We start from the raw sequence: 13,443 nt of genomic DNA, 5'->3' as shown, positions 1-13,443 counted from the left end.
CGGCGAGCGAGACGGTCACGAAGCGGGTTCCTGGGAATCGGTGACGGCGGTGTCAGCACTCTTGTTCACCAGAATCCGCTGGTAGAAAAGCCCGATGCCGATCAGCACCGCGCCGAGCCCGATGAACGACAGCGCCCGGAGAATCCCTTCGAGGTTCGACATGTCGATCAGGAACACTTTCACCACCGCGACCAGCACCAGGCCGGCCGAGGCCAGCCGCAGGCTCTTGGCGTCGAGCTTCGAGCCGATCACCAGCAGCACCACGCCGATCAGCAGCCAGACCACCGAATAGGTATAGGTCTCGCCCTGCATGAACCCCTTCCAGTCGGCGATATTCTCGCCCTGCCAGAAGCGGCGCACCGAAAGCGTCGCCCACAGGAAACCGAGCACCGCGCCGGCCAGCGCCAGCATGATCACGTAAGGCATGGGCCGCCGCCCGCGGGCATAATAGGCGACCAACGCATAGGCGAGGCCGGGCAGGAGATAACCGAGCAGCAGCAGGTTGAGGAAAGGCCAGGCGCCGGTGTTTTCGCCGCTGAAATAGGGGTTGAGCGCAAACACATGCAGCGACAGCGCGTTGATGGTCGCCAGCACGCCTGCGATCATCGAGCCCCAGCGGAAGACGGGGCTCGGCGACTTCAGGTCGAGCGTCATCAATATGCCTGAGAAGCCCACCGTCAGCAGCGTGTAGATCGACTGTTCGCCGAGCGTCGGCACCCGGTCGTCCAGCACGCCGCCGTTCATCGCATGGCGCACCAGCACCGCCACCGTCATCAGCGAGGCGAGCGACGCGAGCGCCTGCATGATGTTGCGGATGCGGAAATCCGAAGAGTCCTTCAGCAGATAGGCCGTCGCGATCGCCAGCAGCGTCGGAATGCCGTAGCCGGGCAAAAGCGCGTTGAAGAACGGCGTCGTGCCGAGACTGTTCTGGCCGATCAGCGTCGGTTCCCAGGCGATGCGGCCAAAGACGATCAGGATCGCCGCCGCCATCATCCAGGGCAGCGCCGGCCATGGCCGCGCCCGCATGCCGAGCACATAGGCAAAGCCGAGCACCGAGACGAGAATGGTGGTGACGATACCATTAGTCAGCGCATGCAACGCCAGCGTGAAGCCCGCAAACGAGCCGGCGACGACCAGATTGGCGGCCCAGTCGATGCGGCCATCCGTCTCGTCGCGGTCGCGGAACAGCCATTCGGCGCCGGCCAGCAGCACGAGACCGAGGCCGAGCCCGTAAAGCCCGTGGATCCAGTCGCGCCCGAGATTGCCGAAATTGAGGAAGCTGATCGTCGCCAGCGCCACCGGCACGCCGGACATCAGCACGCTCCAGACCATCGAAAATTCCGGCTCGGTCTTGCGGAAGCGTCTCAGGAACGCGAAGCCGAGCAGCGTGAAGACAGCCCCGAGCAGCAGGCTGACCGCGATTTCGGTCGTATAGGTGATGACCGGCAGCGGCTCGTTGCCGACCGGCTGCGGCACAGAGGTATCGAGCAGCGAAATCGCCACGATGGCGAGGCTGAGCACCGCCCCGGCGGCCGCGATCATCGCCGGCCAGACCGTGTAGACGCGGGTGGCGCCGAGCGCCGCAAGTGCCGCGATCACCGCCGCGGCGGCGAAATACGGATCGATGCCGGTCACCGGGTTGGTCGCCAGCATGGCAAGCGCCGGCAGCACCGACATGATCGCCACCGACAGGGTGATGGTCAGCGGCTGGCGCCCGAGCATTCCGTCCCAGCCGGTCTTCGCCACCCGGCCGATGCCGTAGACCGCGCCCGGCCAGAAAAAGCCGGTGCCGGCGATCATCACGATCAGCGTCAGCGCCGGCGGCATCGGGTCGAAATCATCCGCCCCCACGGCATAGGCGACCACCCACAGCCCGATGCCGATATTGGCGAGCATCGGCACGATCGTCCATTGGCGGAAGCGCGAGGCGGCATTGACCGCCACCCAGGTCAGGCCAAGGAAGAGGAACAGCGCATGGGCGTTCGGCTCGTCGCTGGCGACGAGGCCGGGCGTCAAAAGCGAGGCGAGCAGGCCAAGCCCGGCCAGCGCCTGCCCGTGCAGCAGCGACAGCGCAATGGTGGCGAAGGAAACCAGCGCCAGCAGGAAAAAGGCCGGCGTCGCGCCGATGAATTCGTAGACGGCATAGGCCGCAAAGACCGCGCCGAGCAGCGTCACCGCGCCGGCTGCGGTCAGCGCGCCGGGGATCATCGCATTGCTGAACCGGTCGGAGACCTGCGGCATCGCCCGCCGCCGGATGATCTCGCCGGCAACCATCAGGACAAGGCCGAACAGGCAGGCAAGCGTCAGCCGCGCGCCGGGACCGAGCAGCCCCGCCTCGATCGAATAGCGCACCAGGAAGATGCCGCCGAAGGCAAGCGCCACGCCGCCGACCCAGACCGGCCAGCGGGCGCCGAGATAACTTTCGAGGTTTTCCCTGGTCTTCGGCTTGGCAGCCGGCGGTGCCGGGACCGCAGCGGCGGCAGGGACGTCTTCTGCGGCCGCAATCTCTTCGGCCGCCACGCTTGCCGCGATCGTCTCTTCCGGCGGCGCCTCCGCCGCAACCGGTTCGGGCTGGGGCGCCGGTTCTTCGATCGCCGCTTCGGTGGCGGCAACGGCCGCCGCGACGGGAGCCGGCGCCGAGACCGGTTGCCGAGCCAGGAGATCGGCCTTGATCGCCTCCAGCTCCGTTTCGAGCGCAGTCACCCGGTTCGATGTCTTGCGATTGAGACCCACCATCAGGATCACCAGCAGCAGGAGGAGGATTTCGATCATCGGCACGCTCGCGGGTGAAGAGTTCGGTCAAGAGGTTATACAATCGCCGGCCGAGGGAAGGGAAGAGCCGTGTTCCCGGCAATCCCCAATCGGAAGCCATGGAAACTATTGCCGTTTTCACAACGCCGCCGGACCGGTCTCCGCAGCCGGTGCAGGTTCGGGCCGTGTGGCCGGAATGGTTGGTGGCTGCGCAGGCGCGCGCGACGCCGTCTGCCGTTTTTCTTGTCAACGACACCCGTGGCCGCATGCGCGTGACGGGCGAGAGTGTTTAAGCCGGCGTGTCTAACCGGCTGAATGATATGGAAAAGGCATTGCATATCTCGCGTCATACGTGCGTTTATTTGCCGCCCCTGCCAAAAACATCGGCAGACTTCTGCGAGCCAAAACAGCATTTGCATATATTATATGCGCTATAAGAATATGATCGTTTTATGTGCAGTTTCGGCTTGCGCGCCCTCGGAATAAACGCTTGGATGCGTCCATCCGAACAAAAAAATCCAGAGGGACGACATTTCATGATCTCGCGCAGAACGCTTTCGAAACTATCGGCCGTCGCTGCCCTTGCGCTCGCCGCCGGCTTTTCCGCTACTCCCGCGCTGGCGCAGACCGCGGTCAAGTTCACGCTCGACTGGAAGTTCGAAGGCCCGGCCGCCGGCTTCCTGCTGGCGCAGGACAAGGGCTACTTCAAGGCGGAGGGCCTCGATGTCACCATCGACACCGGCAACGGCTCGGTCGAAGCGATCCCGCGCGTCGCGACCGGCGCCTACCAGATGGGTTTCGGCGACATCAACTCGCTGATCAAGTTCCTCGACGAGGATCCGAACCAGAAGATCAAGGCCGCGATGATGATCTACGAACGCCCGACCTTCGCGGTCGTCGGCCGCAAGTCGCTCGGCATCACCACCGACCCGAAATCGCTGGAAGGCAAGAAGCTCGGCGCGCCTCCTCCGGATGGTGCTTTCGCCCAGTGGAAGGCCTTCAAACAGGTCGCCAAGATCGATGATTCGAAAATCACGCTGGAATCGATCGGTTTCCCGGTCCGTGAGCCGATGCTCGCCCAGGGCAAGGTCGACGCGGTCTTCGGTTTCGCCTTCTCGGTCATCCTCAACCTGAAGGCCCAGGGCATCAAGGATGACGACATCGCCACCATCCTGATGGCCGAGCACGGCCTCAACCTCTATGGCAACGCGGTGCTGGTCAACACCGATTTCGCCGCCAAGAACCCGGCCGCCGTCAAGGGTTTCCTCAAGGCGCTCGCCAAGGGTTTTGCCGATGCCGTCGCCAGGCCGGAAGAGGGCGTCGCCGCCGTCCTCAAGCGCAACGAGACGCTCAACAAGGATATCGAGCTGGAACGCCTGAAGATGGCGAATTCGATGAACATCAAGACGCCTTACGTCGTCGCCAACGGCTTCGGCGGCATCGATCCGGCCCGGCTCGCCGCTTCGATCGACACGCTCAAGGTTTCCATGGGGCTCAAGGGCAACGTCAAGGCCGACCAGGTTTTCGACGCCAGCTTCCTGCCGGCCAAGGAACAGCGGATGCTGCCGTAACGGAGGTCTGCCCCTCACCCTAACCTTCTCCCCGCTTGCGGGGAGAAGGTGCCCGGCAGGGCGGATGAGGGGCAACTCGACATCTGCTGTTTGATCGAAAAGAGAAGACCCAATGCCCCACCTCGTATCCATCGACAATGTCGACATGCGCTATGGCGGTGCCGCCGGCACGCTTGCCGTCTCCGGCCTGACCATGAAGGTCGGCAAGGGCGAATTCGCCGCCGTCGTCGGTCCATCGGGTTGCGGCAAGTCGACCCTGATGAAGCTCGTCACCGGCCTGCATATCCCCCAGAGCGGCGTCGTCATCGTCGCCGACAAGCAGGTGACCAAGCCCGTTTCGATCGTCGGCATGGCATTCCAGAACCCGACCATGCTGCCCTGGCGCACCACGCTCGACAACATCCTCCTGCCGCTGGAGATCGTCGAAAGACACCGTCATCGGCTGCGGGCGAACAAAAAAGAGTATGTCGAAAAGGCCGAGCACCTGCTCGAAACCGTCGGCCTTAAGGGCTTCGGCTCGAAATTCCCCTGGCAACTCTCCGGCGGCATGCAGCAGCGCGCCAATCTGTGCCGCGCGCTGATCCACGAACCCGAACTGCTGATGCTCGACGAACCGTTTGGCGCGCTCGATGCCTTCACCCGCGAGGAACTCTGGTGCGTCATCCGCGACCTGCACGCGGCGCAAGGCGTCACCATCATCCTCGTCACCCACGACCTGCGCGAGGCGACCTTCCTCGCCGACCGGATCTTCGTGATGAGCGCCCGTCCCGGCAAGGTGCTGAAGGAGCATGCCGTGCCTTTCGCCCGCCCCCGCGATCTCGAAATCATGTACGAGAAGGCCTTCAACGACATGGTGCACGAACTGCACGGCGAAATCGCCAGCGCGAGGGTGGTCGCATGAGCGTCGTCACGGAAAACACCGCCGCATCCGTCACGCCCGGAAAACCGCTTGCCCGGCGCATCAACTGGGTGAAGCTCGCTCCCTGGCTCTACACGGTCGGGCTCTTCGTCCTCTGGGAACTGCTGGTCATCGTGCTGCAGACGCCGCCCACAATCCTGCCGGCGCCGTCGCGCGTCTTCCAGGCGATCGCGCAATACTGGTCGCCGATCTGGAAGAACTCGCTGCAGACGCTTTATACGACCACCGTCGGCTTCGCGATCGCCGTCGTCGCGGGCCTGGCGATCGGCCTGTTCATCGGCTGGTCGAAGGCGATCTATGCCGGGCTTTATCCGCTGATGATCGGCTTCAACGCCATACCCAAGGTGGCGCTGGTGCCGATCCTGGTCATCTGGTTCGGCATCGGCGCGGTGCCGGCCATCCTCACCGCGTTCCTGATTTCCTTCTTCCCGATCGTCGTCAACGTCGCGACAGGCTTGGCCACCATCGAACCGGAAACCGAGGACGTGTTGCGGGCGCTCGGGGCGAAGAAGCTCGACATCATGCTGAAGGTCGGTATCCCGCGCTCTATGCCCTATTTCTTCGGCTCGCTGAAGATCGCGATCACGCTCGCCTTTGTCGGCTCGGTCGTGTCGGAAACCGTCGCCTCGAACTACGGCCTCGGCAACATGATGAGCTCGGCCCAGAGCCAGTTCAACGTGCCGCTGGTCTTCGCCGGCCTGCTGATGCTCGCCGTCGAAGGCATCGCCATGTATGCGCTGATGGCCTGGATCGAAATGCGCATGACCGGCTGGGCGCACCGCTCCTCGATGTCGCACTGACAAACCCGTGGCCCTCGGCGCCGGTTCGGCATCTGCGATCCCGGCTACCCCTGCGGTCCCGCCCGAAAAACATCCCGCAGGCGCGCAATGACTTCGGCAACGTTTGGCCCCTGGATCGGCGGCGGCGCCAGCCGTTCGCAGAATTCCCGCCAGACAAAGAATGTTAGCTCCGCCCCATCGGTCGCGGTCTCGCCCGTCCCTTCCGCGAAGGTATTGAGCATCCTGTATCGTTCGTCCTGCCAGAAAAGCGTTTCCACCCACCTGTAGATCGGAATCACGTGGAAATGGATCGAATGACCCGGCGAATGCCCGTATCGCCCGATATAGACCCGCTCCGCGTTGAGTTCCTGCCTCAGCACCTTCTGAGCCTTCGCCATCAGCGGCCCGAGCTCTAGGAGCGCTTCGTCCGCAAGCTCGAAAAGATCATCCGCAAAACGCTTGGAACCGATCATCAGATAGCCGGGAAGGGCGGAATTCGTCCGGTGGTTGATGAGCCAATGCGGCGTCTCGAAGACATGAAATTCTGGAGGGATGGGCATTTCGAACGGTCCACGCGGCGGATTCCTTGCAAAAGGGGTAGCAATAGCCGCGCGCCGAGGCAATGTTGGCAATTGAAGACCATATGACCTTTACATTAAGGCCAGATGAACTACATTTGTGCTCGATGCAAAGGAGCTTCTGATGGCGGTCGCGGCAAGGAAAGAACAGGTGGAGCAAGTCACGGCGGTTGCTCTGAAGGCCTTCGGCAATGTCGTGGCCGAATGGGGCGTGCCGGTGAACGAGGCGGCCGCACTCGCCGACATGTCGGAAAGCACCTGGAAGCGCGCCCGCAAACCTGGTTATTCCGGCGGGCTGACCAAGGACCAGATGTTGCGCCTCAGCGCGGTGATCGGCATCTACAAGGCGCTAAAACTCTATTTCAGCGATCCGATCGCTCCGAAATGGATGATGCTACCGAATGAGGGGCCGCTGTTTCGTGGTCGCCGCCCCATCGATACGCTGATCGACGAAGGCCTGCCGCAATTCCTCGCCGTCCGCAATTACCTCGATGCCCTGCGGGGCGGCGCGTGATCGTGACCTCGGTCAGCGACCGGGGCCTGGTGCGGCTGATCCCGGCGACCTACCACAAGCCGCCGAGCCTGCGCGGCCTGGTGGATAGCGACGAGGAGCTGGCGATCCTCGCCGAGATCGAGGGGATGACCAGCGCCCGGCTGACCGCCGAGCGCGGATTGAACCTCTATCTCGACCGCCGCGAACTCGCCTGGAAACGCCGCAAGCACGACCTGCAGGTCTATGGCAACACTCATATCAACGCCGCCTTCACCTATACCCGCAAGGGCGGAAACCGCTTCAACGACGAGACCCGCGGCGCCTGGTACTGCAGCTGGGACACGATGACCTCGCTCGCCGAGGTCGCCTTTCACAAGACCCGCGAACTGAAGTTCATCGGCCTGTTCGAGGAAACGGCGCGTTATGTCGAACTGCTGGCCGATTTCATCGGCGAATATCCCGACATCAGCGACGAGCGAAACCACCCGGCGCTTAATCCCGATCCGGCGGTCGGTTATCCTCAAGGGCAGGCGCTTGCCGAGAAACTGCGGCGCGACGGACATGACGGCTTGATCTATCCGTCGGTGCGCCACCGCGAGGGGCGCTGCCTCGTCGCCTTCGAGCCGACGGCCATCCGCAATGTCCGCCCCGGCGCCTCCTGGGATATCGTCTGGGCGGGCAGCGAGGAATACGGTCTCAAGGCCGTATGATGGCGACCGCCGAATCGCTTCTCGTCAAAAATTTGGGCATCGGGGCCGGCTTCCTCGTGAAAAGCCGGCCCCGATGCATCCTTTCCTTCAGGTCCGCTGCGTGACCGGTTCGTCCGCACCGTGAGGAGCCGGAGGTCCGCTCTCACCGGAAACGTCGCGGTTTTCTACCTGAGGGTCTGGAATTTTTTCCGGGTGCTTGTCGAAAGCGATCTTCACGTCCCGGGTCAGGTCGCGGCCGGTATTCCACCAGTCGCTGCTCTTGGTCCAGTAGCGCAGCGTCAGCTTGGCGCTGCCCGCGTCGAATTCGGCCACATAGACCGTCGGCGCCGGGTCCTTCAGCACCCGCCTGTCGCTTCCGGCGATCGCCATCAGCTTGGCTTGCGCCCTGCCGATATCGCCGTCGCTGCCGATGCTGACCGAGATCTCGTTGCGGCGGGTCTTCAGCCGGCTGTAATTGGTGATCGGAACGTTCCACAGCGTCGAGTTCGGCGCCAGCCGATAGACGCCGTCGGCGGTTCGAAGCTCCGTCGCAAACAGCCCCACATCGACGATCGTGCCGGTGACGCTGCCGGTTTCGATGCTTTCGCCGACCCGGAACGGCCGCAGGACCAGCAGCATGATGCCCGCAGCGATATTTTGCAGCGTGCCCTGCAGCGCCAGGCCCACCGCAAGGCCGATCGCGCCGAGTGCCGCGAGCACCGACGCCGTCTGCACCCCGAACTGGCCGAGCACCATGACAACGACGAGCACCAGGATCGCGTAACGGATGATGTTGGAGAAGAACTGCGACAGCGTCGCATCGATACCGTGGATCCGGGACAGGCCGCGATGCGCCCAGCGGCTGATCAGGCCGGCGGCCATCCAGCCGAGCACGAGCAGGACGATAGCCCCGATGGCGGAAAAGGAATACTGCACCGCGAGCGCGCTCAACTGAGCGAGTGCTGCTCTCGTGGCCACGACGAATTCCGATGCCTGGTCCATCCGGCAATCTGCTCCCTGTTTACGGTTTCGCCGTTAATTGGCGCAGCAGGCCGCGAGGTCAAGAAAAAAATGGAGCTTTCCCGCGGCTAGCTAAACAATTAGGAAAGTTCAACTTTCAGCTTCAATGCGGGATTTTAGCGGCAGCACGAACGAAGCCCGCCCATCGGTTTCGGCGCCGCGGCCGATCCCCTTGATGGCGGCGATCAGCCGGCCGTTTCGCCCAAGCATCCGGTCGCCGATCTCGATCAGCCGTGTATTCGGCGTCGCATGCGGCGCGACGCTGCGAAGCCTCGCGGCCAGTGCGAAATCGTCTTCTTCCGGGTGGAGCGAGAGCGCCGCGATCACGGCCGCGGCCGGCGATCGGGAGACGCCCATCCAGCAATGGATGACGATCGGCGCCGACTGGTCCCAGTCGCGCACGAAGGCGATCAGGCTTTCCACATGCGCTTCGCTGGGCGCGATCAGGTCGCCGGTGCCGGCAAAACCGATATCGTTCATCGCCAGCTTCAGGTGACGGTCGGCGGAAATCACGCCCGGCCGGTGAAAGTCCTGCCTCTCGGCGATCAGGCTCACCATTTCGCGCGCCTTGTGCCGCACGGCGGTCTCGGCGATGGCGGCAAGCGGGCAGACGACGATCGCGGTCATGACATTTTGCCCGAAGCGGCGCGTTCGGCCTCGATCGCATGGAAGCGGTCGAGGAAAAGCTGTTGTGCGGCAGGCGCCGGCATCGGCTGGATCGGCAGCATGTCGCGGGTGATGCCGCGCGGCTGGCCGAAGAATTTTCGCGCCTCCGTGACCGAGAAGCCGGCAAGCTCGGTGGCCTCGAAAAAGGCGGCGATCGTATCGGCCTTCTTGATCAGCGCCTTGAGCTCGCGGCTCGGATGCGGCGGCAGGCCGAAACGCAGGTGGATCGCCGCCTCGAGCCGCTGCTCGACCGCCTTGTAGCCGCCGCCGACCACCGATTTGAACGGCGAGATCATGTCGCCGATCACATATTCCGGCGCGTCGTGCAGCATCGTCATCTGCAGCGCATCGGCCGCGCAGGCTTCGTTGCAGCGACGGAAGATTTCTTCCACCACGAGACAGTGCTGGGCGACCGAAAACGCGTGGTCGCCGCGCGTCTGGCCGTTCCAGCGCGCGACGCGGGCAAGCCCGTGGGCGATATCGGAGATTTCGACGTCGAGCGGCGAGGGGTCGAGCAGGTCGAGCCGCCGGCCCGACAGCATGCGCTGCCAGGCCCGTGGTGCCGGTATTGCTGGGCTCACGTCTCGGCCTCTTCAGCCTCGACGGGGAAGGAGAGCCCGCTCCAGGCGGGAAGCGTCAGGCTGACGGCGACATCGCCGGCAAAAAGCGGAACGCCGCGCGCGAGGGCATCGCCGACGCGGTCGATACGCACGATCGCCAGGCCCTTGTTTCCAAAAACCGATCCGAGCGTGCCGACCGGCTTGCCGCCAGCTGTGATCTCGGTGCCGGAAGCGGGCAGGGCGGCCTCGCCCGACACGATCGCCACCCGCCGCCGCGCCGTGCCGCGATGCTGCATGCGGGATACGACCTCCTGGCCGACAAAACATCCCTTGCGGAAGGACAGGCCGTTCGTCTGGTCGAGCAGCACGTCATGCGGAAATGCGTCCTGCAGCGCATAGTCGTGGCCGGACATCGGGATGCCGGCTTCGGTGCGCAGGACATGATAGGCCGCTTCCGGTCCGTCATCCAGCTTGCCGGGTGCACGGGTGAGCGCGATGCCCGCCTTCGCAAAGGCGGCATCCGTCACGGCGCCTTTGCCCGCATCCTCGCCCCAGAAAACGGAAACCCCGTCTTGCGGGCCGGCGGCGATCTCGACTGCGGCGCGCAGCTTGTACATGGTCAGCCGCCGCATCAGCGCCTCGCGCTGGGCGGTCTCGGTCTCGATGAAAAAGCCTTCGCCGTCGCGCCAGATCAGGAAATCGAACAGGATTTTGCCCTGCGGTGTCAACAGCGCGCCCGGGCGGGCCTCGCCTTCCGGCAGCGAATCGATGTCGGTGGTGATCAGACCCTGCAGGAAATCCTGCGCATCCTTGCCGGTGAGGCGGATCAGGCTTCGCGAGGGAAGGTAGGCGGCGGGCATGGTGCGGCAATCCGGTTGTTCTGAGACTGAGAGTTAGTTCTTCGCAGAGGCGGCGGCAAGGCGTGCCGTCCGGTCGGATGATAAAGTTCATGGGCGATGAGTGTGCCGGAAGTTCCCACCGATCTCCCGCACGACGATACGTGTATCGCTTATGGGGTGTGAAGCGGGTGCGGCACTTAACCCTTCCGCACAAGGGGGAAGGGGCGCCACGCGCTGCTTCGCGCCTCATATGCGAGATGTCATCGAAGGGTCCGAAGGACGGTGGGTAACGGGATCCCTAGAAAACGCCCGGCCGGTTCGCTCGACCGGGCGCAGGTATGGAACTCAGCTATTCGTGGCGTGGATGATGATCTTTCCCAGAGATACCTTTGGTGCGTCGACGCCGATGTGTGCCGCGTTTTTGGCAATCCAGTCCCTGGCCATGCCGACACTCTCGTCGATGCCTGCCTTGTCCTGGCATACGGTCATCGAGAGCCCCCCGTCGCTTTCGCTGCTCCGGGCCAGCGTGTAGCTCACAAATCCCTTTGTGGTGCGCAAAAGCTTCTCGATTTCCGCCTTGCGCTCCTCAAGGAGTGAAAATAGCTCTTTCGAGCCCTTGCCTGAGTAAGTTCTTACGACGACGTCCATAATGGTTCCCTCATTTCAGCGAGGCGTTCACTATGCGAACGAAGGCGTTCACCATGTGAACGCGCGTTGTGGCGAGCATCGATCCAAGCCGACGGCTCCGGTCCTGCCGACCAACATGCTAGTGCCCCTTTATACTTCATTCGCGGATCGACCACGAGCTAAAGTTGGCGGGGCATCGTCAGGCCCGTGCTTGGCTGCGACGGGTCATGAGTTGCCGCTGGGGGATTTGCTGCGTGATGCGGGAGATGTCACGAAAGTGGCAGAGGGGGTAACGACGGCTCGGCAAATAGAGTGGTCGCGACCAGCACAAAGCCAGTCGCAAGCCCGAATTCCCCACTCTCGCTTCAATCGCCGCCGGAGAAGAACTTCCATTTGCCGTCGGGGCTGATGCCGGTGCGGAAGAAGTTGTAGTTGCCGTTCTCTTCCATGCCGGCAAGGTCGCCTGCCGTGACGATCCGCAGGAGATCGACCCGTTCGGGCGGCGTCAGCTTCGAAAGCGGCTTGCCGGCGAAATAGGGCCAGACATAAGCTTCATCCGGCGTGCCGACGTCGAAATGCGCCGCACCGGTGGAGAGGATGTCGAGCAGGATGGCGAGGATCTCCTGGCCGTCCGCATCGCCCGAAAAGCTCTTCAGCGTTTCGATCGGGTCCTCGAATTCGCCGTTCATCACCTGCGTCTGGGTTGGTCCCGTTCCCATCAGGTCACGCAGGCGGGTGACGTCGCCGGAGGCCGCGGCCTCGACCAGCTTTTCGCGCATCTGCTTGACCGGTGCCGGCAGCTTGGTCATGTCGCGGATGATCTCCGCCGGCTTGTCGTCGGCCGGCGCGGGCTTGGCGGCATTCGTGTCCGCCGGAGCGGCGGGCGTCTTGTTGTCGCCGGCCTGGGCGGATCGGTTGATCGCGGGACCCGGCTGCGGCAGGGTCGTGCCTTCGAAAGCCTGCAGGATAGCGCGGCTCTGGGCAGGCTCCGGCTCCTGAGGCTCGACGCTCGGGCGCAGTTCGGACAGCGCAAAAGCCTGGCCGCCGGCCGCAATCGCGGCAGCAAGCACGGTTGCCGCCGAAAGGCGGAGGATCAATCGGGCCGTCGTCGTTTCCGCCGCGTTCCGCATGGGAAACCTCTATCGTTATTGAACGGTGCGCTCGGGGGAGAATTCGCCGGCGAGCATGCGGCTCCTGAGCGAATCAAGCATGGCTTCCGCGCCCATTTCCCCGTGTATGCGAATGGTCTCCCGCATGGCAAGGACCAGAGCTGCATCGGCGATGATTTCCGGCTCGATACCGTCGGCACGGCCGTCGGCCCATGCCTCACTCTGATATTCCAAGGCAGCCTGCATCTTCTCATGCACAATCATGTCGTCGATGTCGTTGCGGCCTGTCTGCATTCTGTCGTCCTCGGTGCCCGTTTGATTACTAGCCCGTTAAAAACTTTATCAGCCTTTTATCAAAACGACACGGCCTCCTGCCAAAAGAGGTAAATAATCCTCTAATTTCCGAAGCGCGCCGCGATTTCTGTCGCAAGTGTTGCGCCTTCGATACGATAACGCTCCTCGGCGGTCCTTGCCGCATCCGTGCAGGATGTATGCACGGCGGCAAACGAGCGATACCCCCGGTTGAAGGCCGCCGTCAACCGCTCGCGACGTTTCGGCTCCGTACCGGTATCCGCATCCAGCAGCTGCTGCATCGAGGCACGCCATTCCGATGTCGATGCGCCGCAGAGCGCCCGCAGGTACTGGATGGAGCCGAGCACTTCCGCGAGCCGGGTCAGCTGCACGTCGTAAGGCGCCGGCTTTTCCCCGGCCACCGGAGGAGGCGGCGGCGGCGCCGCCGGCTGCTGCTTGGCAGACTGGGCGGCAACTGGTGTCGCCGCCAGGAATGCCAGCAGCGTCAGGCGGCCGAGTCGCGGAAGAAGGATCATGAACGGGTCTCGAGA

15 protein-coding genes are annotated in these 13,443 nt (G+C 63.7%); 5 read left to right on the top strand and 10 right to left on the bottom strand.

All coding sequences use genetic code 11. From position 1 onward, the window contains the following. Positions 1-15 precede the first annotated feature (15 nt). The gene (locus tag J2X76_RS01595) at positions 16-2,772 is read right to left on the bottom strand and encodes a DUF2339 domain-containing protein (RefSeq protein WP_310212365.1); all 2,757 of its coding nucleotides are present in this window, start codon (positions 2,770-2,772) and stop codon (positions 16-18) included. A gap of 515 nt (positions 2,773-3,287) precedes the next feature. Between J2X76_RS01595 and J2X76_RS01590 the strand changes: the two genes are divergently transcribed. The 3 genes from J2X76_RS01590 to J2X76_RS01580 all read left to right on the top strand — a co-directional run bounded on the left by J2X76_RS01590 (position 3,288) and on the right by J2X76_RS01580 (position 6,041). Further along, entirely contained in the window at positions 3,288-4,322 is a 1,035-nt protein-coding gene (locus J2X76_RS01590; protein WP_113284162.1) for an ABC transporter substrate-binding protein, read from the top strand. 112 nt (positions 4,323-4,434) lie between these two features. Beyond that, the gene (locus tag J2X76_RS01585; RefSeq protein WP_310212359.1) at positions 4,435-5,223 is read left to right on the top strand and encodes an ABC transporter ATP-binding protein; all 789 of its coding nucleotides are present in this window, start codon (positions 4,435-4,437) and stop codon (positions 5,221-5,223) included. After that, positions 5,220-6,041 carry an ABC transporter permease gene (locus J2X76_RS01580; protein WP_310212356.1) on the top strand — a complete coding sequence of 274 codons (822 nt, stop codon included), beginning with the start codon at positions 5,220-5,222 and terminating at the stop codon, positions 6,039-6,041. The genes J2X76_RS01585 and J2X76_RS01580 overlap by 4 nt, the downstream gene beginning before the upstream one ends. 44 nt (positions 6,042-6,085) lie before the next feature. Here the strand turns inward: J2X76_RS01580 and J2X76_RS01575 are convergent, their stop codons facing one another. After that, a complete protein-coding gene (locus J2X76_RS01575; RefSeq protein WP_310212353.1) occupies positions 6,086-6,580 on the bottom strand; it encodes an HIT family protein in 495 nt (164 codons plus the stop codon). A gap of 142 nt (positions 6,581-6,722) precedes the next feature. Between J2X76_RS01575 and J2X76_RS01570 the strand changes: the two genes are divergently transcribed. Both J2X76_RS01570 and J2X76_RS01565 read left to right on the top strand, forming a co-directional pair. Next, a complete protein-coding gene (locus J2X76_RS01570) occupies positions 6,723-7,112 on the top strand; it encodes an MbcA/ParS/Xre antitoxin family protein (protein WP_310212350.1) in 390 nt (129 codons plus the stop codon). Continuing rightward, positions 7,109-7,801 (top strand): RES family NAD+ phosphorylase, encoded by a 693-nt coding sequence (locus tag J2X76_RS01565; RefSeq protein WP_310212347.1) that lies wholly within the window; start codon positions 7,109-7,111, stop codon positions 7,799-7,801. The genes J2X76_RS01570 and J2X76_RS01565 overlap by 4 nt, the downstream gene beginning before the upstream one ends. A gap of 87 nt (positions 7,802-7,888) precedes the next feature. Here J2X76_RS01565 and J2X76_RS01560 read toward each other — a convergent pair whose 3' ends face one another. From J2X76_RS01560 to J2X76_RS01525, 8 genes are all read right to left on the bottom strand, one after another. Then, positions 7,889-8,782 carry a mechanosensitive ion channel domain-containing protein gene (locus tag J2X76_RS01560; protein ID WP_310212345.1) on the bottom strand — a complete coding sequence of 298 codons (894 nt, stop codon included), beginning with the start codon at positions 8,780-8,782 and terminating at the stop codon, positions 7,889-7,891. Positions 8,783-8,890: 108 nt separating this feature from the next. After that, positions 8,891-9,427: a tyrosine phosphatase family protein gene (locus J2X76_RS01555; protein WP_310212343.1), complete on the bottom strand. Its 537-nt coding sequence runs from the start codon at positions 9,425-9,427 to the stop codon at positions 8,891-8,893. After that, positions 9,424-10,008, bottom strand: coding sequence for a YfbR-like 5'-deoxynucleotidase (locus J2X76_RS01550; RefSeq protein ID WP_113284156.1), 585 nt, complete (start codon positions 10,006-10,008; stop codon positions 9,424-9,426). Before J2X76_RS01550 ends, J2X76_RS01555 begins: the two co-directional genes overlap by 4 nt. 35 nt (positions 10,009-10,043) lie before the next feature. Continuing rightward, a complete protein-coding gene (locus J2X76_RS01545) occupies positions 10,044-10,886 on the bottom strand; it encodes a folate-binding protein YgfZ (protein ID WP_310212340.1) in 843 nt (280 codons plus the stop codon). 324 nt (positions 10,887-11,210) lie between these two features. Next, positions 11,211-11,513 carry a hypothetical protein gene (locus J2X76_RS01540; RefSeq protein ID WP_113129946.1) on the bottom strand — a complete coding sequence of 101 codons (303 nt, stop codon included), beginning with the start codon at positions 11,511-11,513 and terminating at the stop codon, positions 11,211-11,213. A gap of 344 nt (positions 11,514-11,857) precedes the next feature. Then, complete coding sequence (locus tag J2X76_RS01535; RefSeq protein WP_310212337.1) at positions 11,858-12,622, bottom strand: hypothetical protein; 765 nt, start codon at positions 12,620-12,622, stop codon at positions 11,858-11,860. A 15-nt stretch (positions 12,623-12,637) separates the two neighbouring features. After that, a complete protein-coding gene (locus J2X76_RS01530; RefSeq protein ID WP_113129948.1) occupies positions 12,638-12,895 on the bottom strand; it encodes a hypothetical protein in 258 nt (85 codons plus the stop codon). A gap of 101 nt (positions 12,896-12,996) precedes the next feature. Then, positions 12,997-13,428, bottom strand: coding sequence for a TIGR02301 family protein (locus tag J2X76_RS01525; protein ID WP_310212334.1), 432 nt, complete (start codon positions 13,426-13,428; stop codon positions 12,997-12,999). Positions 13,429-13,443 lie beyond the last annotated feature (15 nt).

This window comes from Neorhizobium sp. 2083 (assembly GCF_031455615.1).
Classification (GTDB): domain Bacteria; phylum Pseudomonadota; class Alphaproteobacteria; order Rhizobiales; family Rhizobiaceae; genus Neorhizobium.
The sequence above is the reverse complement of the archived record's forward strand: the minus strand, read 5'-3'. Positions and strand labels throughout refer to the sequence as shown.

Excerpts from the sequence above, each read along its gene's own strand:
- J2X76_RS01545 (WP_310212340.1), bottom strand. The coding sequence starts at position 10,886 with ATGCCCGCCGCCTACCTTCCCTCGCGAAGCCTGATCCGCCTCACCGGC.
- J2X76_RS01530 (WP_113129948.1), bottom strand. The coding sequence starts at position 12,895 with ATGCAGACAGGCCGCAACGACATCGACGACATGATTGTGCATGAGAAG.
- J2X76_RS01555 (WP_310212343.1), bottom strand. The coding sequence starts at position 9,427 with ATGACCGCGATCGTCGTCTGCCCGCTTGCCGCCATCGCCGAGACCGCC.
- J2X76_RS01535 (WP_310212337.1), bottom strand. The coding sequence starts at position 12,622 with ATGCGGAACGCGGCGGAAACGACGACGGCCCGATTGATCCTCCGCCTT.
- J2X76_RS01540 (WP_113129946.1), bottom strand. The coding sequence starts at position 11,513 with ATGGACGTCGTCGTAAGAACTTACTCAGGCAAGGGCTCGAAAGAGCTA.
- J2X76_RS01570 (WP_310212350.1), top strand. The coding sequence starts at position 6,723 with ATGGCGGTCGCGGCAAGGAAAGAACAGGTGGAGCAAGTCACGGCGGTT.
- J2X76_RS01560 (WP_310212345.1), bottom strand. The coding sequence starts at position 8,782 with ATGGACCAGGCATCGGAATTCGTCGTGGCCACGAGAGCAGCACTCGCT.
- J2X76_RS01550 (WP_113284156.1), bottom strand. The coding sequence starts at position 10,008 with ATGCTGTCGGGCCGGCGGCTCGACCTGCTCGACCCCTCGCCGCTCGAC.
- J2X76_RS01585 (WP_310212359.1), top strand. The coding sequence starts at position 4,435 with ATGCCCCACCTCGTATCCATCGACAATGTCGACATGCGCTATGGCGGT.
- J2X76_RS01580 (WP_310212356.1), top strand. The coding sequence starts at position 5,220 with ATGAGCGTCGTCACGGAAAACACCGCCGCATCCGTCACGCCCGGAAAA.
- J2X76_RS01590 (WP_113284162.1), top strand. The coding sequence starts at position 3,288 with ATGATCTCGCGCAGAACGCTTTCGAAACTATCGGCCGTCGCTGCCCTT.
- J2X76_RS01595 (WP_310212365.1), bottom strand. The coding sequence starts at position 2,772 with ATGATCGAAATCCTCCTCCTGCTGCTGGTGATCCTGATGGTGGGTCTC.
- J2X76_RS01525 (WP_310212334.1), bottom strand. The coding sequence starts at position 13,428 with ATGATCCTTCTTCCGCGACTCGGCCGCCTGACGCTGCTGGCATTCCTG.
- J2X76_RS01575 (WP_310212353.1), bottom strand. The coding sequence starts at position 6,580 with ATGCCCATCCCTCCAGAATTTCATGTCTTCGAGACGCCGCATTGGCTC.